The sequence below is a fragment of the Streptomyces qaidamensis genome, from assembly GCF_001611795.1.
Lineage (GTDB): Bacteria > Actinomycetota > Actinomycetes > Streptomycetales > Streptomycetaceae > Streptomyces > Streptomyces qaidamensis.
In genome coordinates, this window is sequence record NZ_CP015098.1 from 592,600 (window position 1) to 613,171 (window position 20,572).

At 72.2% G+C, this 20,572-nt stretch carries 19 protein-coding genes; 7 read left to right on the forward strand and 12 right to left on the reverse strand.

The features are described 5' to 3' along the window. The first annotated feature begins 3 nt into the window (after positions 1–3). A complete protein-coding gene (locus A4E84_RS02630; protein ID WP_062924981.1) occupies positions 4–738 on the forward strand; it encodes a methyltransferase domain-containing protein in 735 nt (244 codons plus the stop codon). 10 nt (positions 739–748) lie between these two features. Here A4E84_RS02630 and A4E84_RS45345 read toward each other — a convergent pair whose 3' ends face one another. Then, positions 749–1,426: a chaplin gene (locus A4E84_RS45345; RefSeq protein WP_062924982.1), complete on the reverse strand. Its 678-nt coding sequence runs from the start codon at positions 1,424–1,426 to the stop codon at positions 749–751. A gap of 302 nt (positions 1,427–1,728) precedes the next feature. Between A4E84_RS45345 and A4E84_RS02640 the strand changes: the two genes are divergently transcribed. The 3 genes from A4E84_RS02640 (at position 1,729) to A4E84_RS02650 (ending at position 6,129) form a co-directional block, all read left to right on the forward strand. Next, entirely contained in the window at positions 1,729–3,300 is a 1,572-nt protein-coding gene (locus tag A4E84_RS02640; RefSeq protein WP_062924983.1) for an alpha/beta hydrolase, read from the forward strand. A 50-nt stretch (positions 3,301–3,350) separates the two neighbouring features. Continuing rightward, positions 3,351–4,445, forward strand: a complete 1,095-nt coding sequence (locus A4E84_RS02645; protein WP_062924984.1) for a baeRF3 domain-containing protein — start codon at positions 3,351–3,353, stop codon at positions 4,443–4,445. A 274-nt stretch (positions 4,446–4,719) separates the two neighbouring features. Next, positions 4,720–6,129, forward strand: a complete 1,410-nt coding sequence (locus A4E84_RS02650; protein ID WP_062924985.1) for a PP2C family protein-serine/threonine phosphatase — start codon at positions 4,720–4,722, stop codon at positions 6,127–6,129. Between the two features lie 44 nt (positions 6,130–6,173). Here the strand turns inward: A4E84_RS02650 and A4E84_RS02655 are convergent, their stop codons facing one another. After that, on the reverse strand, positions 6,174–7,667 hold the full coding sequence (locus A4E84_RS02655) for a DNA-binding protein NsdB (RefSeq protein WP_062924986.1): 1,494 nt from the start codon (positions 7,665–7,667) through the stop codon (positions 6,174–6,176). Positions 7,668–7,899: 232 nt separating this feature from the next. On the opposite strand from A4E84_RS02655, the gene A4E84_RS02660 reads away from it, so the two are divergent. Beyond that, entirely contained in the window at positions 7,900–9,039 is a 1,140-nt protein-coding gene (locus A4E84_RS02660) for an aminoglycoside phosphotransferase family protein (RefSeq protein ID WP_062924987.1), read from the forward strand. Between the two features lie 70 nt (positions 9,040–9,109). On the opposite strand, the gene A4E84_RS02665 is transcribed toward A4E84_RS02660, so the two are convergent. The 9 genes from A4E84_RS02665 to A4E84_RS02700 form a co-directional block, all read right to left on the reverse strand. After that, a complete protein-coding gene (locus A4E84_RS02665; protein WP_062931252.1) occupies positions 9,110–9,607 on the reverse strand; it encodes a glycosyltransferase family protein in 498 nt (165 codons plus the stop codon). Between the two features lie 117 nt (positions 9,608–9,724). Further along, the gene (locus A4E84_RS45400; protein WP_335340816.1) at positions 9,725–9,832 is read right to left on the reverse strand and encodes a hypothetical protein; all 108 of its coding nucleotides are present in this window, start codon (positions 9,830–9,832) and stop codon (positions 9,725–9,727) included. 58 nt (positions 9,833–9,890) lie between these two features. After that, complete coding sequence (locus A4E84_RS02670; protein ID WP_062924988.1) at positions 9,891–10,523, reverse strand: hypothetical protein; 633 nt, start codon at positions 10,521–10,523, stop codon at positions 9,891–9,893. A 10-nt stretch (positions 10,524–10,533) separates the two neighbouring features. Continuing rightward, the gene (locus A4E84_RS02675; protein WP_062924989.1) at positions 10,534–11,436 is read right to left on the reverse strand and encodes a universal stress protein; all 903 of its coding nucleotides are present in this window, start codon (positions 11,434–11,436) and stop codon (positions 10,534–10,536) included. A gap of 186 nt (positions 11,437–11,622) precedes the next feature. Further along, on the reverse strand, positions 11,623–11,865 hold the full coding sequence (locus tag A4E84_RS02680) for a DUF397 domain-containing protein (RefSeq protein ID WP_010033039.1): 243 nt from the start codon (positions 11,863–11,865) through the stop codon (positions 11,623–11,625). 82 nt (positions 11,866–11,947) lie between these two features. Further along, on the reverse strand, positions 11,948–13,114 hold the full coding sequence (locus tag A4E84_RS02685) for a thiolase domain-containing protein (RefSeq protein WP_062924990.1): 1,167 nt from the start codon (positions 13,112–13,114) through the stop codon (positions 11,948–11,950). Continuing rightward, the gene (locus A4E84_RS02690; RefSeq protein WP_062924991.1) at positions 13,111–14,175 is read right to left on the reverse strand and encodes a thiolase domain-containing protein; all 1,065 of its coding nucleotides are present in this window, start codon (positions 14,173–14,175) and stop codon (positions 13,111–13,113) included. The genes A4E84_RS02685 and A4E84_RS02690 overlap by 4 nt, the downstream gene beginning before the upstream one ends. Further along, positions 14,172–15,113 (reverse strand): Zn-ribbon domain-containing OB-fold protein, encoded by a 942-nt coding sequence (locus A4E84_RS02695; protein WP_062924992.1) that lies wholly within the window; start codon positions 15,111–15,113, stop codon positions 14,172–14,174. The genes A4E84_RS02690 and A4E84_RS02695 overlap by 4 nt, the downstream gene beginning before the upstream one ends. Before the next feature lie 104 nt (positions 15,114–15,217). After that, on the reverse strand, positions 15,218–16,018 hold the full coding sequence (locus A4E84_RS02700) for a crotonase/enoyl-CoA hydratase family protein (protein WP_062924993.1): 801 nt from the start codon (positions 16,016–16,018) through the stop codon (positions 15,218–15,220). A gap of 175 nt (positions 16,019–16,193) precedes the next feature. On the opposite strand from A4E84_RS02700, the gene A4E84_RS02705 reads away from it, so the two are divergent. Both A4E84_RS02705 and A4E84_RS02710 read left to right on the forward strand, forming a co-directional pair. Next, entirely contained in the window at positions 16,194–17,813 is a 1,620-nt protein-coding gene (locus tag A4E84_RS02705; RefSeq protein ID WP_062924994.1) for an acyl-CoA synthetase, read from the forward strand. A 113-nt stretch (positions 17,814–17,926) separates the two neighbouring features. Further along, on the forward strand, positions 17,927–19,825 hold the full coding sequence (locus A4E84_RS02710) for an alkaline phosphatase family protein (RefSeq protein WP_062924995.1): 1,899 nt from the start codon (positions 17,927–17,929) through the stop codon (positions 19,823–19,825). Here the strand turns inward: A4E84_RS02710 and A4E84_RS02715 are convergent. Then, complete coding sequence (locus A4E84_RS02715) at positions 19,797–20,519, reverse strand: alpha/beta fold hydrolase (RefSeq protein WP_062924996.1); 723 nt, start codon at positions 20,517–20,519, stop codon at positions 19,797–19,799. The two genes, A4E84_RS02710 and A4E84_RS02715, sit on opposite strands and share 29 nt — an antisense overlap. Positions 20,520–20,572: the final 53 nt, after the last annotated feature.

The following is a 20,572-nucleotide window of genomic DNA, read 5'->3' on the forward strand; positions in this document are numbered from 1 at the left end:
GCCATGCCGACGCACAACGACGACGTGGACTGGGACCGCTGGCCGGTCTCCGACTACCTCGCGGAGAACTACCGCGAGGTGCACGCGTCGGACGCGGCGGTCATCGCGCACCACTCCGCGTTCTACCGGCGCCTCCCGCCCGGCCGGATCGCCCGCTCGGTGGAGTTCGGGGCGGGACCCAACCTGTACCCGCTCATGCTGGCGTCCGCCGCGTGCCGCAGGATCGACGCCGTGGAGGCCGGAGCGAGCAACATCGCCTACCTGGAGGACCAGATCTGCCACCGTCTCGACGCGAGCTGGCTGCCCTTCCACACCCTGTGCCGGCGGCTGAACCCGGAGGTGCCCGCGACCCTCGCCGGGGCGCTGGCCCCGGTGAACATCGTCCACGCCGACGTCCGGACCCTGCCGCCGGGCGCGTACGGACTCGCCTCCATGCACTTCGTCGCCGAGAGCGTCACGGAGGACTTCGCGGAGTTCGCCGACTTCTGCCGCGCCTTCGTCCGCACCGTCCGGCCGGGTGGCCACCTGGTCGCCGCGTTCATGGAGAACATGCCGACATACCGCATCGGTCCGGCCTCCCGCTGGCCGGGCTGCCCGGTGAACCCGGCGACCGTGACGGAGGTCTTCACGCCCCTGACCCGGGATCTGGACGTGACCCACATCGACGTGGACCCGACCCTGCCCGACTACGGGGACTCGGGGATGGTGCTGCTCACGGGGGTGGCGGAAGCCGTGTAGCCCGTGTCCGTCAGCGGCCCGAACCCGGACGGAACCTCCGGCGCAGCACCACTCCCCCGGCGACCAGCGCCGCGCTCACCGCGACGGCCTGGAGGGTGTGGTCCGTGCCCGTGTCGGCCAGGGCGCCGTCGGCGTGCGGGACGGTGTGCGGGCCGCTGCGGGGCGCCGGTTCCGGGGCCGGGTCCGGCCGGGGCGGCGAGGTGCGCTCCGGAGCCGGTTCCGGCGGGTTCTCGGGGCGGACCGGGCGCTGGTCACCGGGGGTGTTCGAGGACTCGTTGCCGGTCGACGGGTTGCCGATGCCGACCACGTTCACGGAGTTGCCCGTGACGTTGACGGGGAGGTCGACCGGCAACTGCACGCCGTTGCCGGAGATCACGCCCGGTGAATCCTTTCCGCCGGCCTCGGCGACCGCCCCGCCGGACGTGCCCGGACGGGCGGCCCGCCCGTCCTCCTTGTTCGCGCAGGTGTTGCCGGCGGCGGGGTTCAGGAGCCCCACCACGTTCACGGTGTTCCCGCACACGTTCACCGGAGCGTGCACCGGCAGCTGGACGGTGTTGCCGGAGACCACCCCGGGCGAACCGGCCGTCGAGCCGTCCGCACCGGAACCGGCGTACGCGGGGACGGTCACGGCCATCGCGCCGGAGGCGGCGGCGACGGCGATCACTCCGTTTCGGGTAAGGCGTCTCATGGGACCCCTGCCTTCCAGACATCGTGTCGCGGGCACTCACCCGCACCGGAGAGAACGCGGGGCGGCCGGTCCGCGTTATGGCTTATCGGCCTTTCACTCCATCGAGCGGCCCGGTTGTCGAACTAGCGGTAAAGCCCTTCGTATGCCGGCTCCGCACGCGGGCTTCGCCGGGGCCGCCGGCGCAGAACACGCCCGCCGCCCGGCTCCGCCCGCCCGGAGGCGCGGCTTCCGGGGCCCGCTTATGGTGACTGAGGGCGCCGGTCCCGGTCCGCTGCGGGACGCCCCGCGCCCTGGAGGCATCGATGCTGGCCAAGCTGTCCACGCGCCCCTCGATACGGCGCTGCGCGGTCACCGGTACGGCCGGGCTCGCTCTGCTGGGCACCGCGCTGCCGACCGCCGACGGCCCGCCGCCCGGCCTCACGCGCTTCTACGACCAGAAGGTCACCTGGACGAAGTGCGAAGGCATGGACATGCCGAAGGACCTCCAGTGCGGGAAGGTCACCGTCCCGCTCGACTACGCCAAGCCCGGGCAGGGCACCCTCGACGTCGCCGTCGCCCGCTACCGGGCCACGGGCACGTCGCGGGGATCGGTCCTGCTGAACTTCGGCGGCCCGGGCGGGCAGGGCGTGGCCCAACTCGCCATGGGCGGCAAGGACTTCATGGGCCTGACGAACGGCTACGACGTGGTCTCCTTCGACCCGCGCGGCGTCGGCCGCTCCTCGCCGGTCAGCTGCGGAAACGCCTCGGACAGCGCCCTGGACGCCACCGACGGCAATGCCGACGTGACCGATCCGGGGGCCATACTCGAAGAGCTGCGCGCGGCGGCGGCCGAGTGCACCGAGCACTCGGGCCCGGTCCTGCCCCACATCGGCACCGTCAACGCCGCCCGCGACCTGGACGTCATACGCGACGCGCTCGGCGACGACAAGCTCAACTACCTGGGCTTCTCCTACGGGAGCCGGCTCGGCGCGGTGTACGCGGCCCAGCACCCCGACAAGGTCGGCAGAATGGTGCTGGACGGCGTCGACACACTGACCGAGCCCCTGTCCGACCAGGGTGTGGCGAGCGCCCGGGGACAGCAGACGGCACTGGAGAACTTCCTGACCTGGTGCACCGAGGACATCGCCTGCCCGTTCGGACGGGACCCGCGAGAAGCCCGGAAGCATGTCGTACAGGTGGTCGAGTCGCTCGACAAGGATCCGCTGCCGAACGACTTCGGCGAGACGTTCTCCGGCCAGGACTTCGCCGGCGCACTCGGGCAGGGTCTCTACAGCAGGGAGCTGTGGCCCTCGCTGCAGCGGGCCGTCGGCCGGCTGCTGGAGGACGGCGATCCGAGCGGCCTGGAGGCATTCCTGTCCGGGGGCTTCACTCTCCCGCCGCTGCGCGGCCCGCACGCCGGGCTCACCGACCCCGCGGACGTGCCGCTCGACAACCTGCCGGCGGCGCTGATGGCCGTCAACTGCGCGGACGATCCGGACCGCCCCGCCGCCGCGCGGGTCACCGAGGACCTCGGCCGGCTGCGCGCCCGCTACGAGCAGGCCTCACCGGTCTTCGGCCGCTACCGGCTCACCCAGGTGCTGATGTGCTACGGCCGCCCCAAGGGCACCGACTACATCCGCGAGGACGTCAAGGACCTCGACACGCCGAGGATGCTGCTCGTCGGCACCCGGGGCGATCCGGCCACGCCGTACCGCTGGACGGTGGAGACGGCCAAGCGGCTCGGATCCTCGGCCGTGGTGCTCGACAACCGCGGCGAAGGACACACCGGCTACGGCTCGTCGAAGTGCGTGCACAGCAAGGTCGACGCCTTCCTGCTGTACGGAACCCTCCCGCCGGACGGCAGTTCCTGCGGCTCCGACCGCGACGACGAGTGAGATCGATTGCCCCAAATGCCCCAGTCGCGAATTCGCTCTATCGTTCTGTCATGGAGAGCGTTCTGAGTCCCGCGACCCTTGCCGAACTGCGGCGCCCGCGCCCCTACCCCGCGGTCTCCGTGCTGACGCCGACCCATCGGCGCGATCCCCACAAAACCCAGGACCAGGTCCGGCTGCGCAATGCGGTGGCCGAGGCCAAGAGGCAGCTGGAGGCCGATCCGGCCGTCACACGTGAGCGACGCACCGAGGTCGCCGGGCACCTGGACCGGGCCATGACCGAGGTCGACCTGACGCACGCCGAGGACGGCCTGGTGATCTTCGCCGCTCCGGGCGAACACCAGGTGTGGTCGGTGGCGAGGTCCGTCCCCGAACGCGTGGTGCTCTCGGACACCTTCCTCACCCGCAATCTCGTCTCCGCCCAGACGGCCGGGCGGCCCTTCTGGGTCCTGTCGCTCGCCGCGGACCGCGTCACCCTGTGGAACGGCGGCGTCGACCGGGTCACCGAGGCCCGGGTCGGCGGCTTCCCGATGACCCGGCGCATGGAGAACTTCGACCCGGAACGGCAGCAGCGGATCGGCGACACACCGAGCTCCTTCCGCGAGGAACGCACCCGCCAGTTCCTGCGCGAGGCCGCAACCGCGATGGGCGCCGTGCTGCGCGGCCACCCGAGGCAGTTGTACGTCACCGGTGAACCGGCCGCCCTCTCCCTGTGGGACGAGGTCTGCGGCACCGCCCGCGGCGCGGTGCACATCCCTCACGGGGGGCTCGCCCACGGGACCCACGAGACCGTGTGGCAGGCCGTGCGCCCGGTGGTCGAGGCGGAGGCCCGCCGCAGCACGGACGCCGTGACCCGCGCCCTCGAAACGGCCCGCGGCCGACGTGAGTTCGCCGCCGGTGTCGACGAGCTGTGGCAGAGCGCCCGGGACGGCCGCGTCCGGTTGCTGGCCGTCGAGGAGAACTACCGCGTGACGGTCCGCGAGGCCGGGGACCATCTGATCCTCGCCGAGAGCGGCGACCTCGACTCCCGCGAGGACATCGTGGACGAGATCGTCGAACAGTGCCTGGAGACCGGAGCCGATGTTCGCTTCGTCCCGGACGGAACGCTCGGAGAGGCGGACGGCATGGCCGGGGTGCTGCGGTACTGACCAGGACTCGAACACAGGCCCATCGAACATCCGGATGAGCCTTGTGCGGGTGTCTCCGATGGGCCGTCAAATACCCTGTGTAACCTACGACTTGAGCCTGCGGGGAGGATGCTCCCCGCCTACCCCGGAGTAGCTCCGCGAGACTGTGGCATATGCCAGAAGCACCACCGTATCGTGTGTCGCCGAATCCCTTACAGGCCGTCGCGGGCTGTGCAACAGTCGTAACGGTCCCTCCGTCCGCCTTGGTCGTACCGTCCCCGCATCGGAGTGCGTCATGCCGTCCCACCTCTCCGCGGACCGCCCAGCCGCCCAGCCGCCCGGACGCGGCTCGGTCGACGCGCTCATATCGCAGACGCGGCGGCTCAAGGGCGAGGTGGACGCGGTGCGCCGCGACTCCGAGGAAGTGGGGTCGGACCACCCGCGCGAGCGCTGGCAGCGTGCCCTGTACGACCTGGCCCTGCACCAGCTCGACGACCTCGACGAGCACCTGGCCCAGCTGCGGGACGGCCCCCTGCCCACGGCGGCGGCCCCGGAAGCCCCTCGCCCTGCGCAGGGTTCCCTGCTCAGCAGGGTCGGCAGCGCCGAGTGGAACCTGCTGACGGACGAGGCCAGTTGGTCCGGCGAGCTCTACCGGATCCTGGGCCGCGACCCGGCCGCTCCCCCGCTCACCCTGGACGAACTGCCGTCACTGGTCGTGGACGAGGACCGGCCGAAGCTGACGGCGATGGTCACCGACTGCCTCGTCGACGCCCGGCCCATCGATGGCGAGTTCCGTATCGCCCGCCGGGCCGGCGACGTACGGACGGTGCACATGATGGGCGAACCGGTGCTCGACACCGACGGCAGCACCGCCTCGATGTGGGCCGTGCTGCGTGACGTCAGCGAACTGCGCCGCAGCCAGCGGGTGGTGAGCGAGACCCGTGACTCGCTCCACCACCGGCAGGACGCCGCGCAGAGCGAGCACCGGCTCGCGGTCGAACTGCAGGAGGCCGTGCTGCCGCCGCGGCGCGGCTCCCTGCGGCTCCCGCACCGGGGCGCCAGGGCCCTCGACCTCGCGTCCTCCCACGTGCCGGCGTCCACCCGCACGCTCATCGGCGGCGACTGGTACGACGCCCTCGAACTGACCGACGGTGAAACGCTTCTCAGCGTGGGCGACCTCACCGGCCAGGGAGTCGGCGTCACGTCGAACATGACCATGCTGCTTGGTGCCGTACGCGGCATGGCCATGGCCGGCGCGCAGCCGGGGCAGGTGATGGCCTGGCTGAACCAGTTACTCGACGCCACCGTGCAACCCGCCCTGGGCAGCGCCGTCTGCTGCCGTTACCGGCCCGCGAACCGCACCCTGGTGTGGGCGCAGGCCGGACACCCCGCCCCGCTGCTGTTCCGCGACGGGACGGGGCGCGTCCTGGACGCACCGGACGGCGTCCTGCTCGGCGCCACCTCGGGCGCCGTATACGGGCAGGCCGAAGAGATCCTCCGGGTGGGCGACCTGCTGCTCCTGCACACCGACGGGCTGGTGCCCGGGCACACCGGATCGGCGGCGGCGAACCTCCTGCTCGGCCTGGCACCGCGGCTGGCCGGGAGCCGCACCGCGGAGGACTGCGTACGGACCGTGGTCCAGGAGTTCGGCGAGGGCGAGCGCGAGGACAACGCCTGTGTGCTCGTCGCCAAGGTCGTGTCGTAGGGAACGTAGCTCGGGCTTGCCGGGACTCGGGCTTATCGGGGAACTCAGGCCTGCGCGCGGTTGCCGCCCCTGCCCTTCGTCTTCGGCAGGGCGAGCTTGATCTCCTCCCGCAGCTCCTGGATCCTCGGGTAGCCCGAGTACTCGGCGGTGAGCCGGTACATCTGGCGCAGCCGGTCCCAGGTGCGATGGGAGGAGTTGGACCCCATCGACACCAGGGCCAGTCGCGCGTACCGGTCCGCCTGTTCGGGGTCGTCCGCGATGAAGCAGGCCGACGCCATCGACAGGTAGTCGAAGATCTTCGACCGCTGCCGGCCGTCGACCCGCAGGGCCAGGGCCTTCTCCGCGTAGTGCTGGGCATGGGCGGCCGCGCCCGGCTCGAACTCGGCGAGCGTGCGGTAGGCCAGGGCCTGCATGCCGTAGAGGTCCTCCTCCTTGAAGGTCTGCATCCAGTCCGGCGGCGGTACGTCGGCCTTGTCGGAGACGAAGAGGTCCTCCGCCCGCCCGAGCGTGCGGCGCATCGCCTGGCCCTTGCCCATGGACGCCTGCGCCCAGGCCTCGATGGTGTAGAGCATCGCCCGGGTGCGCGGCAGCACCTCGTCTCCGGAGCCGGACGTGGCGAGCTTCATCAGGTCCAGGGCGTCGTCGGGCCGGCCCAGGTGCACCATCTGGCGGGCCGCGCGGGACAGGGCCTCGCCCGCGCGGGGGCGGTCCCCGCCCTCTCTGGCCGCGTGGGCGGCGATGACGAAGTACTTCTGGGCCGTGGGCTCCAGACCGACGTCGTGCGACATCCAGCCCGCGAGGACGGCGAGGTTGGCGGCGACGCCCCACAGGCGCCGCTGGAGGTGGGGTGGGTGACGGTAGGCGAGCATGCCGCCCACCTCGTTGAGCTGGCCCACCACGGCCTTGCGCTGGAGCCCGCCGCCGCGGGCCGCGTCCCAGGCACGGAACACCTCGACCGAGCGCTCCAGTTCCTCGATCTCCTGCGACCCGATGGGGGCGGCCTCGTAGCGGTCGAACCCAGCGGGGTCGGCGTGCAGGGGATGGTCGAGGTCGGGGGCGTCGGCAGCCAGGGAAGGGTCGGTGTGCAGCCAGTCGTACATGGCGCTGCTGAGTGCGGATCCCGCGGCGAGCGCGGCGCCCGCGCCCACCAAGCCGCGTCGGTTGAGCATGAGGTCCATTCCCGTGAATTCGGTGAGGACCGCAGCCGTCCGCTCGGGCGCCCACGGCACGCCGTCGGGAGCATCGGCGCTCCCGCCGCCCTGCCGTTTCCCCGCACGCCCGTGCCGGACCAGACCGAGGTCCTCGATGGTCACGACACGGCCGAGACGCTCGGTGAACAGAACCGCCAGCACCCGCGGCACCGGATCGCGCGGGATCTCTCCCATGTCGATCCACCGCCGCACCCGGGAGGTGTCGGTCGACAGCTGGGGGTGGCCCATGGCCGCCGCCTGCCGGTTGACCAGCCTCGCGAGTTCGCCTTTGGACCAGCCGGCCAGGCCGAACAGGTCCGCGAGCCGGGTGTTGGGTTGTCCGCTCACGTCAAGCCCCCAGGTTCTCGGCTGAGTTGACAGTAGCCCGGGGAGACTTGCCGGGCGACTATTCGCCAGGGTTCGCCAGGGTGCGCCAGATGGTGTGCCAGGGGCCATCCGGTGTCAGGTAGGAACGCGCCACCCCGACCCGGTCGCCAGGGGCACTCCCCAGGGTTCTCCCGGGCCTCCGGGCCGGGTGGTGCGCTGTCGTCGCAGGCACACGAAGGGATCTGTTTCGCCCATGTACGCAGCATCGTCCTCCGTGTCCGCACCGCCCCGGTCGCTGCACCCGCGTCCCACGGACAGCGGCCCCTACCTCGCCCCCGCGCGGCCGGCGGCCCCCGTGCTCGGTGCGGGCAGGGCCAGGCGCGGCACGGTCATCGGCACCCAACCGCTCAGCGGGAGACTCGACTTGTCCGGCCCCCAGGGCGCGCAGCTGCGCACGGCGATCGCGTCCGTGCACCGCATCTGCCCGGAGTTCGCCCCGGTGCAGGTCCTGCGCCGCAACGGACGGTCCGTGCTCCTGGTCGGTACGACCGGTCGGAGCACGGCTGTCGCCAAGTGTTTACTCGACCACTCCCCCGCCTGGTCCGAGCGGATCCGCCACGAGATAGCGGCGTACCGCTCGTTCGTCCGGCACCGCCCTCCCGTGCGGGCGCCGAGACTGATCGCGGCGGACCCGGACAACTGCACCCTGGTGATCGAGCGGATGCCGGGCCGGGTGGCGGCGCTCCAGCGGCATCCGGCGGAGGCACCGCCCCGGGCGGACATCAGAGCGGCACTCGGCGCGATCTGCCGGCTGAACGCCTGGCGCCCACCGGCGGGCACGTTCGACGCCCCGCTCGACTACGCGGCCCGGATCTCCCGGTACCACGAGCTGGGCCTGCTCACCGACCGGGACCTGGGCGACCTGCAGAAGCTGCTGCACGGCATCGCGCAGACGGCCGGGCGGCAGGGCATGGGCCAGTTCTGCCACGGCGACGCACTGCTGTCGAACATTCTCCTGTCACCGGCCGGTCCAGTGCTGGTGGATTGGGAGCATGCCGGCTGGTACCTGCCGGGCTACGACTTGGCGACGTTGTGGTCGGTGCTCGGGGACGCACCGGTCGCCCGCCGCCAGATCAGCCAGATCGCCCAGTCGGCGGGGCCTGCGTCCAGGGACGCCTTCCTGGTGAACCTGATGCTGGTGCTGACCCGTGAGATCCGTACCTACGAGACGGCCGTGCAGCGTTCCATGCACGACGCGGCCCCGGCGGCACCGGGCGCGGCCCACCCGGCTGCTGCGCCGTCCGGCGAGGAGCAGAGGTTGCTGCTGCGGCGGCTGCACGACGACTGCCAGTTGGCCCGGCGCGCCGTGCGCGCGGCGGTCGGCACTCGCTGACGGGGACGAAAGGGCCGCTGCACGCCTGACCCGGCGTGCAGCGGCCCTTTCGTGTGCGGTCGGTTTCGGCTCAGCCCTGCTGGAAGAGTTCCGCGGGCAGCGGCTTGAGGAGCGCGTAGAGGTCGTCCGTGATGGGACGGTCCCAGGCGGCGATGGTCACGAGGACGTTGTCGCTGCGGTCGAACTGCACGCAGGAGATCCGGCTCTCGGAGAGCTTGACGCGCCGCACGATCAGGAGGTTGTCGCCCTGCATCACCGGTACGTCCTCGGTGCTGACGACGGTGACCTCCTCGTCGTTCTCCAGGGCGAGCAGCAGCTGGGCGACCTCGAAGGGGACCTCTCCCTCGGGGACCTCGCGGGCCGGGGAGCCCTCCGGCAGATTGCCGATGATCATCGCGGGGCCGCGACCGCCGAACAGGTCGTAGCGCAGGAAGACGCCCTGGCAGGTGCCGTCGGGCGCGGGCAGCAGTCCCGCACCGAGGTTGCCGGGCCAGTCGCCCGGGTCCATGGCCAGTACGTCGAAGTCGGGCCCGGCGGGAGTGGCGCTGCGGCGGCGGAGGAACGACATGTCGCCCATGGTACGTGCCCCGGCCTGCGAAGTGCGGGGCGGGCGGCGGTCCGGACGGCCCGGGTCGCCGCCTGGTGCCGTGCGCGGTTCGAGGCCGCTGGGCCGGTGGCGGGCGGCTCAGGCCGGCGCCTTGTGCCGCTGGTGGTGGCGGGCCACTCGGGCGCGGTGGCCGCAGCGGCGTGTGCACCCCTCCGGACGTGGGTGCTTCTTGAGGAAGTACCGCACGCAGCGCGGCGCGTGGCAGGCCAGCAGCCGGTCGCGGTCGGGCTCGCGGGGAAGGTGATCATGGCGTTGCGCGAGGGCCGTGATGAGGTCGTCGTCGGCGCGTACGGGCGTCTGCCGGACGGCCGGGGGGCTTCGGGCCGGTCCAGGACCGGCTCGGCGGGGGTGCGGGCGTGTCTTCGGGCCAGTCCAGGACCAGCACGGCCGGGGTGCGGGCGGCGGCCTCGTCGAGAAGCCGCACCGTTTCCCGCCACCGCATGAGGCGGCCCGCGTCCGCGGAGCTGGGCTCGCCGGGTCGGACGGCCCGGGCGAAGAGCGCCCGCACGGGCGGCCCGCAGCTCGCGCCCGGCGGCGAGCCGCGCGGCGTCGGCGGTGCACCCGGCAGTGCCGCCATCACCGGCCGCCGGCCGCGGTGCCGTGCCGTGCCGGTGGCGGTGTCCTCGCGATCACCTCGGCGGGCGGAGTCGGCGGTGACGGCCGGGGTGTCCGTATGGCCGGACCGGTTGCGGGCGGTGCGCGGCAGGACCTCGGGGTGGGCCCGGGCCCAGGCGGTCAGGTTCACCCGGGCGGTCACGTGGTCGGTGACGCCGCCGTTGCCGTCGTGGCGGATGGTGAGGGCCAGGTCGAGGGCGAGCCGGGCGTCCGCGCCGATCGGATCCCGCATGCGGCTGATGACCGGCACGGCTGTGTCCATGAGGGCGAGATCAGTCCACGGAGGACGCCGGCGGCACCACGGCGACGGGGCTCGCGGCGTGCAGCAGGACGGCGTGGGTGACCGAGCCCATCATGCGCACGGGTGAGAGCAGACGCCGCCGGTGGCGGCCCACGACGACGAGGCCGGCGTCCCGGGAGGCCGCGACGAGGTGGCCTGCCGCGTCGCCCGCCGCCGGGATCAGCTGGATCGGGACGTCGGGATGCCGCTCGCGGTACGGGGCGAGGAAGCCGTCGGCGAGGACCCGGGTCTCGTCCTCGATGACGTCCTGGTCGACGATCGGCGGGGGCATCTCCCCGGGCATCATCCAGGGCTGCGCGGGCCAGGGGTAGGCGGCGACCGCCTGGAGCCGGGCACCGCGCCGGGCGGCCTCGGCGAAGGCGAACTCGAGTGTGGCCTCGTCGGGGCCGTCCACTTTCAGTCCGACGACCACGCGCGGGCCGGGACCGCCCGATGACTCGCCGTGGACCTCTCGTCCCGGCCGGGGCACCACGACGACGGGGCATTCGGCGTCGCGGGCGGCGGCCATGCTGTTGGAGCCGAGCAGCAGACTGGCGAAGCCGCCGCGGCCCCGGGAGCCGAGCACCAGCAGCTGGGCGGTGGCCCCCAGTTCGGGCAGGACCGCACCGGCCGCGCCCTCCAGGCCGACGTACTCCGTGTCCGGCCGGTCGGCGCGGCCCTCCAGGTGGGTGCGGACCCGGGTGAGAACGGGGTCGTCCTGCGGGTCCACGGGCCCGGCGGCCAGGACTTCGGGCTGTGCCCAGTGGGCGTACTGGCGGACGTGCGCCACGCGCAGGGGTGCCGCGCGCCGGCGAGCGGCGTCGACAGCCCACTCCAGGGCGCGCAGGCTGTCGTCCGAACCGTCGACCGCCGCGACGACGGGCAGGGTGCTCATGGGTCCTCACCTCCGGGATCCGGCCGTCCCCTCCTGGGGGTCAGCCTGACTCAGGCGGTGGCTCCGGGAAGTCGCCTCCGGTCGCGTGTCCGGAAATGGGGGCGGAACGCCCCCGGATCGGCCGTCGGCTCCCGGCCGTCCGGAAGGGTTCGGCCCGTCCTCAGGGGAGAGGAGTCCGGCCCGTCCTCAGGTGAGGTCGAACTCTCCCTCCCGCGCTCCCGACACGAACGCGCCCCACTCGGCGGGTGTGAAGATCAGCGAAGGGCTCTCCGGGCGGGCACTGTTCCGCATGGCGATGAAGCCCTCGACGAAGGCGATCTGGACATCCCCCCGCCCTCGGCTGCTGGACTGCCACTGTGCGTTGGTGAGGTCCAGCTCCGGCTTGTCCCAGCCCGTGAGTGGGCGTTGCTGGGTGGTGGTCTCGGCCACGTCCGTGCTCCTCCCGGTTCGTCGTCCGCGGCCAGCCTAGCGATCGTGTCCCACGGCCAACAGGGCACGTGAGGGGGACCTTTCAGGAGTCGGGGGGCCGGTCGCCCACGAGCCACATGGAGAAGAACTGCGATCCGCCGCCGTAGGCGTGTCCGAGGACCCTGCGCGCCCCGTCCACCTGGTGTTCTCCGGCCTGCCCACGCACCTGGAGCGCCGCTTCCGCGAAGCGGATCATGCCGGAGGCGCCGATGGGGTTGGTGGACAGCACGCCGCCCGACATGTTGACGGGCAGGTCCCCGTCCAGCTCGGTCACGCCCGCCTCGGTGAGCTTCCAGCCCTCGCCCTCGCCTGCGAAGCCGAGATTCTCCAGCCACATGGGCTCGTACCAGGAGAACGGCACGTAGATCTCGGCGCCGTCGATCTCGCGGCGGGGATCGCCGATCCCGGCCTGCCGGTAGACGTCGGCTGCGCAGTCCTGCCCGGCCCTCGGGGAGACGAAGTCCTTGCCGGCGAAGAGGGTCGGTTCGCTGCGCATCGCGCCGCCGAGCATCCAGGCCGGTGGCCGTGGTGCCCGGGCGGCCCCGGCGCGGTCGGTGAGGATCATGGCGCAGGCCCCGTCGGAGGAGGGGCAGGTCTCCGAGTAGCGGATCGGGTCCCACAGCATGGGCGAGGCCATGACCTTGTCCAGGGTGATGTCGTGTTCGTGCAGGTGCGCGTAGGGGTTCTTGAGCGCGTTGCGGCGGTCCTTGTAGGCGACGAGGGCGCCGATCGTCTCGGGTGCTCCGCTGCGGCGCATGTACGCGCGGATGTGCGGCGCGAAGAATCCGCCGGCCCCGGCGAGCAGGGGCTGCTGGAAGGGGATCGGGAGGGAGAGGCCCCACATGGCGTTGGACTCGGACTGCTTTTCGAAGGCGAGGGTGAGGACCGTGCCGTGGACGCGGGCCGCGACGAGGTTCGCGGCGACGAGCGCGGTGGAGCCGCCGACGGAGCCGGCGGTGTGCACGCGGAGCATGGGCTTGCCGACGGCACCGAGGGCGTCGGCGAGGTAGAGCTCCGGCATCATGACGCCCTCGAAGAAGTCGGGCGCCTTGCCGATGACGACGGCGTCGATGTCGGCCCAGGTCAGCTCGGCGTCCCGGAGGGCGCGCAGGGCCGCTTCCCGGACCAGTCCGGCGAGGGACACGTCCCGGCGTGCCGCGACGTGCCTGGTCTGGCCGATGCCGACGACGGCCACGGGCTCCTTGCTCATCGGGGTTCCCCTTCGAGTACGGCGACCAGGTTCTGCTGGAGGCAGGGGCCGGACGTGGCGTGGGCGAGGGCGCGGTCGGACTCGCCGCGGTGGATGCGGGCGGCGGCTTCTCCGATGCGGATGAGACCGGCGGCCATGATCGGGTTGGCGGCGAGGGCGCCGCCGGAGGGGTTCACGTCCACGTCCTCGCCCAGCCGGAGGGCCTTGCGCAGGACGATCTCCTGTGCGGAGAAGGGCGCGTGCAGTTCGGCGGTGTCGACGGGCGGCTCGAAGGCTCCGGCGCGCTCGGCGGCCAGGCGGGTGGACGGCGAGTCCGTCAGGTCGCGTACGCCGAGGCCGTGGGCCTCGATGCGGTGGTCGATGCCGCGGATCCAGGCGGGGCGTGCGCACAGGTCACGGGCCCGGTCCCCCGCTGCGAGGATCACGGCGGCGGCGCCGTCGCCGATGGGCGGGCAGTCGCCGGTGCGCAGGGGCCGGACGAGGTGGTCGCCCTGCGGCACGGCGCCGCGCAGCTGTGCGTGCGGGTTGGCAGCGGCGGCCTCACGGTTGCGGGCCGCGACGGCGGCGAGGGCGGGCTCGTCGGTGTCGCCGGCGTCGATGAGGGCCTGCGCCTGGAGCGCGGCGAGGGCCACGGCGTCGGGCCACAGGGGTGCCACGTAGTAGGGGTCGAGCTGCCGGGTCAGGACGTCGCGGACCGAGCCGGGCGAGGACTTGCCGTAGGAGTAGACCAGGGCGGTGTCGGCGTCGCCGGTGAGGAGTTTCGTCCAGGCCTCGTACAGGGCCCAGGCGCCGTCCATCTCGACGTGCGACTCGGAGATCGGGGGCCAGGCGCCGACGCCGTCGAGGGCGAGGGTGAAGGAGAAGGCGCGGCCGGCGAGGTAGTCGCTGGAACCGGAGCAGGTGAAGCCGATGTCGGCGGTCTTCAGGCCGGTCCGGTCGAGGACCTCGTGCAGCACCGGCATCAGCATCTCCACCTCGGAGAGCTCCTCGCTGGTGCGCCGGTGGCCGGTCTGGGCGAAGGCGACGACGGCGATCTCGCGGTCCCGCGGTGCGCTCGTCACAGCAGCTCCTTGTAGGTGTCGTAGTCCGCGTCGGGTTCGCCCGTGGGCCGGTAGTGGTCGGGGTAGCGGGCGCCCTCGGTCCAGACGGGTTCGACGCGCAGGCCCATGCGGACCTCGTCGTAGGGGATGCCGCCGATCCGTCCGTGCAGCGCGAGGTCGGCGCCGTCGAGGGCGATGTGGGCGTAGACGTACGGCACCTCGATGTCGAGGTTCTTCGCCTTGATGTTGACGATGCAGAACGTGGTCACGGTGCCGCGCGGCCCCACCTCGACCTGTTCGGAGGTGGCGACCCCACAGGTGGGGCACGCGCCCCGCGGGGGGACGTACACCTTGCGGCAGGACGGGCAGCGTTCGCCGACGGTGCGCCGGCCGGAGAGGGATGTGATGTAGGCGGTCTGGGCGCGCCCCGGCGAGTAGGTGTAGTCGAGGCGGGCGGCGGCGACGATGCCGGTGACGGGGTCCTCGAACTCGCCGGTGTGTCCCGTCGGTTCGGCCCGGTGGCCGTCGTAGGGCTCGAAGCAGGCGATGTCGGTGATGGCGCCGGTGCGCTCGCCCGCCCAGCGGATGCGGACCGGCATGCCGGTGTGCACGGCGGCGGGGCCGGGGGCGTCGAGGGCGTGCAGGAGGGCGGTGTCGGCGCCGTCGAGGCGGACCAGGACCCAGGCGAAGGGGGTGGTGAGGGGCTGGCCGCGGCGGGGAGCGGGGTTCCAGGCCCAGGTGGTGACCGTGCCGGTGGGGGCGACCTCGACCAGGTCGCCGAGTTCCTCGGCGGTGACGGGGTCGTACTCGACGGGCGGGACGAGGACGCGGCCGTCGACGGTGCGGACGCCGAGGACGACGCGTTCGCGCAGGCCGGTCAGGAACGCGCTCTGGACGGGGCCGAGGGAGCGGGTGAAGGGGAACTCGACGACGAGGGGGGCTTTGAGGACTTCGGGCATGCCGGAGGGCTCCTTCGGTCGGGCGCGCATGGTCAGGCTCTTTGAACGCGCACGGTCGGGGCTCGCTTGAACCCGCACGGCCGGGCTCGCTTGAACCCGCACGGTCAGGCTCGCTTGAAGACGGGCGGTCGCTTCTCCGCGAAGGCGCGGGCGCCCTCCTTGGCGTCGGCGGTGTCGAAGATCGGCCAGCCGCGGGCGAGTTCGGCGGCGAGGCCGTCGGGCTCGGTCATCCCGGCGGTCTCGTAGACGGAGGCCTTGACGGCTTCGACGGCCAGCGGGCCGCAGGAGTTGATCCGCTCGGCGATCTCCAGCGCGGTGTCGAGTGCCGTGCCGTCGGGGACGACGCGGCCGACCAGGCCGATGGCGGCGGCCTCGCGGGCGGTGTAGGGGCGGCCGGTGAGGAGCATCTCCAGGGCGTGGGTGCGCGGGATCTGGCGTTGCAGGCGGACCGTGGAGCCGCCGATCGGGAACAGGCCTCGTCTCACTTCGAACAGGCCGAAGGTGGCGGACTCGGCGGCGACCCGGATGTCGGTGCCCTGGAGCATCTCGGTGCCGCCCGCGACGCACGCCCCCTCCACGGCGGCGATCACCGGTTTGCGCGGGCGGTGATGGCGCAGCATCGCCTTCCAGTGCAGGTCGGGGTCGGCCTTGAGCCGGTCGCGGTACTCCTGACCGGCCATGCCGTTCCCGGCGAGGGCCTTGAGATCCATGCCGGAGCAGAACGAGCCGCCCGCGCCGGTGAAGACGATCGAGCGGACCGAGTCGTCCGCATCGGCCTCCAGCCACCCGTCGTGGAGGCCGACGAGCATCGGCAGCGAGAGCGCGTTCCTGGCTTCCGGCCTGTTGAGCGTGAGCACCAGTGTGGCGCCTTCGCGCTGCACGGTGAGGTGTTCCGTCCCGCCCATGGCGAACTCCCGTCTCCTGGAACGAGAACAGGTTGCAGTAGGGCGGGAAGCACTTCAAGGGTTTTCTGACAGTCAGTCAGATTCTTTCGCGGAGACCCTTCACAGTTGGACCGCCCTTTGCTCTGATGACCGGCGAACCGTCCGATGCCAGGCACGCCCGGGGTCAGGAGGAGCGGTGGAGTACAACCTTGCCGACCTGTTCGAGTCGGTCGTCGACGTCGTCCCCGGCCGTGAGGCGCTGGTGTACGCCGACCACCCCGGCACGGGCGCGGAGCGACGTCTGACGTACGCGGAACTGGACGCGGCGGCCGACCGCGTCGGCCACCACCTGCTCGACAGCGGGATACGCCCCGGCGAGCACCTCGGGCTCCACCTCTACAACGGTGTGGAGTACCTGCAGACGGTGCTGGGCTGCCTGAAGGCGCGGATCGTGCCGGTCAACGTCAACTACCGCTATGTGGAAGAAGAGTTGGTGTACCTCTACCGGGACGCGGATCTGGCGGCGCTGGTCTTCGACGCCGAGTTCACGGCCCGGGTGGCGGCGGCGCGCCCCCGGGCGGAGAAGCTGCGGCATCTGATCCGGGTGGGGGCCGCGGCGCCGGAAGCCGCAGAGGTGCCCTGTGTGGAGTTCGCAGAGGTGGAGGCCGCCGGATCGCCCGAGCGCGGTTTCCCGGCCCGCTCGGCCGACGACCAGTTCATCATCTACACCGGCGGGACGACCGGCATGCCCAAGGGCGTGATGTGGCGGCAGGAGGATCTGTTCTTCGCGGGCCTCGGTGGCGGCGCCCCGACCGGGGAGCCGGTGAAGAAGCCGGAGGAGCTCGCCGAGCGGGTCGCGGCGGGCGGCGCGGGGATCACGTTCTTCCCGACGGCCCCGCTGATGCACGGCACCTCCACCCTCACCGCGTTCATCGGCTTCAACTTCGGGCAGCGGGTCGTCATCCACCGCAAGTTCGTGCCCGAGGAGGTGCTGCGGACCGTGGAGAAGGAGAGGGTCAGCAGCATCTCGCTGGTGGGCGACGCCATGCTGCGGCCGCTGATCGACGCGCTGAGCGGACCGCTGCGGCACATCGACCGCTCCTCGCTGTTCAGCGTGTCGTCGTCCGGCGCGATCATGTCGGACACCGTGCGCCGGCAGTTCCAGGCGCTGGTGCCGAACGCCATGCTGCTGAACAACTTCGGCTCCTCGGAGTCCGGCTTCAACGGGACGGCGACCGAGGACTCCGGCCCGGAGCGGGGTTTCCGGGTGCGGGTCAACGCGCGCACCCAGGTGGTCGACCCGGCCACGTACGCGCCGGTGCCGGCCGGTGAGGTGGGCCGGATCGCCCAGTGCGGACATGTGCCGCTCGGCTACTACAACGACCCGGTCAAGACCGCCGCGACCTTCTTCGTCAGGGGCGGCGAGCGGTGGGTGCTGCTCGGCGACATGGCCACCGTCGACGAGGAGGGCGTTGTCACCGTCCTGGGCCGGGGCTCGCAGTGCATCAACACCGGCGGCGAGAAGGTGTACCCGGAGGAGGTCGAGCAGGCCCTCAAGTCCCACCCGGACGTCTACGACGCGCTGGTGGCCGGGGTGCCGGACCCTCGGTGGGGCCACCATGTGGCGGCGGTGGTGCAGCTGCGCGAGGGCGCGGCGCGGCTGTCGCTGGAGGACATCCGGACGCACTGCCGTGACCGGCTCGCCGGCTACAAGATCCCGCGCCGCCTGGTGATCACCGAGTCGATCCGGCGGTCGCCGAGCGGCAAGGCGGACTACCGGTGGGCTCGGCAGGTGGCGGTGGCTGCGGACGGGTGATTCTCCGGCCGGAACATTGAACCGGGGATGACGTGCGGACGTACTGGTGGTGGCAGGCTCGGTCTCCGGGCTCTGTCAGCCATGCCAGCAGGACCGCACGGAAGGACCACCGGGTGTCGCTCTTCACTCGCTCCCGTCAGCTCTCGGACCCGACCGAGGGTGGAGCGGAACCGGATGACGACACGGCGGCAAGGGAACAGGCCGGGAAACAGGCCGAAGCGGAGAAGCCGGAGGCGGAACCGGACACGGTCGTGGAGACGGAACCGGACACCGCCCCGGAGGCGGAACCGGACGCGACCGTGGACGCAGACCCGGACACGGCCCCCGGCACGGGTTCCGACGGGTCCCCCGGTCCGGTGAAGCCCGGCTGGTTCGGCTGGCGGCGCCTCTACCCCCGTGCGGCACGCGGCGTCAGCGTGGGGACCACCGTGCTGGCGGGTGCCCTCGTGCTGTTCGCGCTGCTCGTGCCGAACCAGGTCGAGAAGGTCGAGTTCGCGTCGTTCGTCAGGATTCCCGCCGAGGGCGTGCTGCTCGCGGGCCTGCTGCTCGCGCTGCCGCCGACGGCCCGCCGGATCACGGCCGTGGTCGTGGGTGCGTTCCTCGGGCTGGTCACGATCCTCAAGTTCGTGGACATGGGCTTCTACCAGATCCTGGCCCGCCCCTTCGACCTGGTGCTGGACTGGATCCTGATCGAGAACGGCACGGACTTCCTGAGGGAGACGTTCGGCCGTACCGGCCAGGTGCTGGCCGTGACCGGCGTGATCGCCCTGTTCGTCGCGGTGCTGGTCCTCACGACCCTCTCCGTGGTACGGCTGACCCGCCTGATGGTCCGGCACCGGCCCGTCGCCGCCCGTACGACGCTGATCCTCGGCACGGCGTGGATCACCTGCATGACCCTGGGCCTGCAGATCGGCACGGTGCCGATCGCCACCAAGGGCAACGCGGAGTTCCTGGGCAACCGGGTGGAGCAGGTCCGGGCGGGCCTGAAGGACGCTCGGGTCTTCGAGAAGCAGGCCGCCGTCGACGCCTTCGCCAAGACGCCCCCCGACCAGTTGCTCACGGGACTGCGCGGCAAGGACGTCCTGTTCACGTTCATCGAGAGCTACGGCCGGGTCGCGATCGACGACCCGGCGATGGCACAGCAGACCGACGCGGTCCTCAAGGAGGGCACCGGTCGGCTGAAGGCGGCCGGGTTCGAGTCGCGCAGCGGCTGGCTGCAGGCGCCGGTGACGGGCGCGGGCAGCTGGCTCGCCCACTCGACCTTCCTGTCCGGGCTGTGGATCAAGAACCAGCAGCGGTACCGCAACCTGACCACGAGCGACCGCATGACGCTGACGAAGTACTTCGGGAAGACGGGCGCCTGGCGGACCGTCGGCATCGTGCCGGGGGTACGGCGGGCCTGGCCGGAGGGGAAGTACTTCGGCCTGGACCACATCTACGACTCCGAGCACCTCGGCTACCACGGCCCGTACTTCAGCTGGACGCCCGTGCCCGACCAGTTCAGCATGGAGGCCTTCCAGCGGCTGGAGCACGGCAAGAAGGACCGCGAGCCGATCATGGCGGAGATCATCCTGGCGTCGAGCCACAACCCCTGGTCCCCCATCGCGCGGATGATCGACTGGGACGACCTCGGCGACGGCTCGGTGTTCCACCGGATCAAGAAGGAGGGCACCGACCCCACGGAGGTCTGGAAGGACCCGGAGAAGGTGCGCACCGAGTACCGGCGGGCCATCGAGTACTCGATCCGGAGCCTGACCGAGTGGGTCGAGCGCTACGGCGACGAGGACACGGTGCTGGTCTTCCTCGGCGACCACCAGCCGGTGCCGACCGTCACCGCCGGGGACACCGGCAAGGACGTGCCGATCACCATCGTCGCCAAGGACAAGAAGGTGCTGGACCGGGTGGCCGGCTGGAACTGGACGGACGGCCTCAAGCCGGCCGCGAACGCCCCCCGGTGGGGTATGGACAAGTTCCGCGACCGCTTCATGACGGCGTACGGTCCGCAGGGCTGAGGAAGTCCTCCACGGCCGCGAGGAACTCCTTCGGGCGGGCCTCGTGCACGAGATGTCCCGCGTCGACGGTGATGTGCCGGGCGTCGGGGAGCAGTTCCGCGAAGGCGGCCATCTGCTCCTGCGGGACGAGGCTGCTCGGACCGCCGCCGATCAGCAGCGTGGGGCTCGTGATCCGCCCCATGTGGTCCCACCACACGGGGTTCGGTGCGTTGCGCTGTTCGTCGGTGGCGAGGATCATCGCCCAGTCGTACGGCAGGTCCCCGCCGGGCCGTTCGGCGGGTGGGCGCGGCGGGTCCAGCGGGAAGGGCGCGGGCACGTCCTCCAGGACGAGCCGCCGGACGAGTCCCGGGCCGCGCTGGGCGAGCAGGTAGGCGACGGCACCGCCGAGCGAGTGGCCCACGACATCGGCGCGCTCGATGCCGAGCGCGCCGAGGAAGGCGTGGATGTCGTCGCGCAGGGTCTCGTACGCGTATCCGCCGGGCCAGTCGCTGCGGCCGTGTCCGCGCAGATCGGGGGCGTACACCCGGCGGGGTCCCGTTGCCCCCGCGGCGAGGGCGGGGGCGATCTCCGCCCAGTCGGTGCCGTCGGCCCCGCGGGCGTGCAGCAGCAGGAGGGGCGGTGCGTCCTGCGGTCCCCAGACGCGGTAGGCCTGGGTGATGCCGTTCGCCCGTACGGTGCGCGGTCGGTTGTCCATTCCGGCACGGTAAGCGGGGGGCGGTGCCGGGCCGGGGCCGCTTCGCCAACAGC

Excerpts from the sequence above, each read along its gene's own strand:
- A4E84_RS02630 (WP_062924981.1), top strand. The coding sequence starts at position 4 with ATGCCGACGCACAACGACGACGTGGACTGGGACCGCTGGCCGGTCTCC.
- A4E84_RS45345 (WP_062924982.1), bottom strand. The coding sequence starts at position 1,426 with ATGAGACGCCTTACCCGAAACGGAGTGATCGCCGTCGCCGCCGCCTCC.
- A4E84_RS02640 (WP_062924983.1), top strand. The coding sequence starts at position 1,729 with ATGCTGGCCAAGCTGTCCACGCGCCCCTCGATACGGCGCTGCGCGGTC.
- A4E84_RS02645 (WP_062924984.1), top strand. The coding sequence starts at position 3,351 with ATGGAGAGCGTTCTGAGTCCCGCGACCCTTGCCGAACTGCGGCGCCCG.
- A4E84_RS02650 (WP_062924985.1), top strand. The coding sequence starts at position 4,720 with ATGCCGTCCCACCTCTCCGCGGACCGCCCAGCCGCCCAGCCGCCCGGA.
- A4E84_RS02660 (WP_062924987.1), top strand. The coding sequence starts at position 7,900 with ATGTACGCAGCATCGTCCTCCGTGTCCGCACCGCCCCGGTCGCTGCAC.
- A4E84_RS02665 (WP_062931252.1), bottom strand. The coding sequence starts at position 9,607 with ATGTCGTTCCTCCGCCGCCGCAGCGCCACTCCCGCCGGGCCCGACTTC.
- A4E84_RS02670 (WP_062924988.1), bottom strand. The coding sequence starts at position 10,523 with ATGGACACAGCCGTGCCGGTCATCAGCCGCATGCGGGATCCGATCGGC.
- A4E84_RS02675 (WP_062924989.1), bottom strand. The coding sequence starts at position 11,436 with ATGAGCACCCTGCCCGTCGTCGCGGCGGTCGACGGTTCGGACGACAGC.
- A4E84_RS02685 (WP_062924990.1), bottom strand. The coding sequence starts at position 13,114 with ATGAGCAAGGAGCCCGTGGCCGTCGTCGGCATCGGCCAGACCAGGCAC.
- A4E84_RS02695 (WP_062924992.1), bottom strand. The coding sequence starts at position 15,113 with ATGCCCGAAGTCCTCAAAGCCCCCCTCGTCGTCGAGTTCCCCTTCACC.
- A4E84_RS02700 (WP_062924993.1), bottom strand. The coding sequence starts at position 16,018 with ATGGGCGGGACGGAACACCTCACCGTGCAGCGCGAAGGCGCCACACTG.
- A4E84_RS02715 (WP_062924996.1), bottom strand. The coding sequence starts at position 20,519 with ATGGACAACCGACCGCGCACCGTACGGGCGAACGGCATCACCCAGGCC.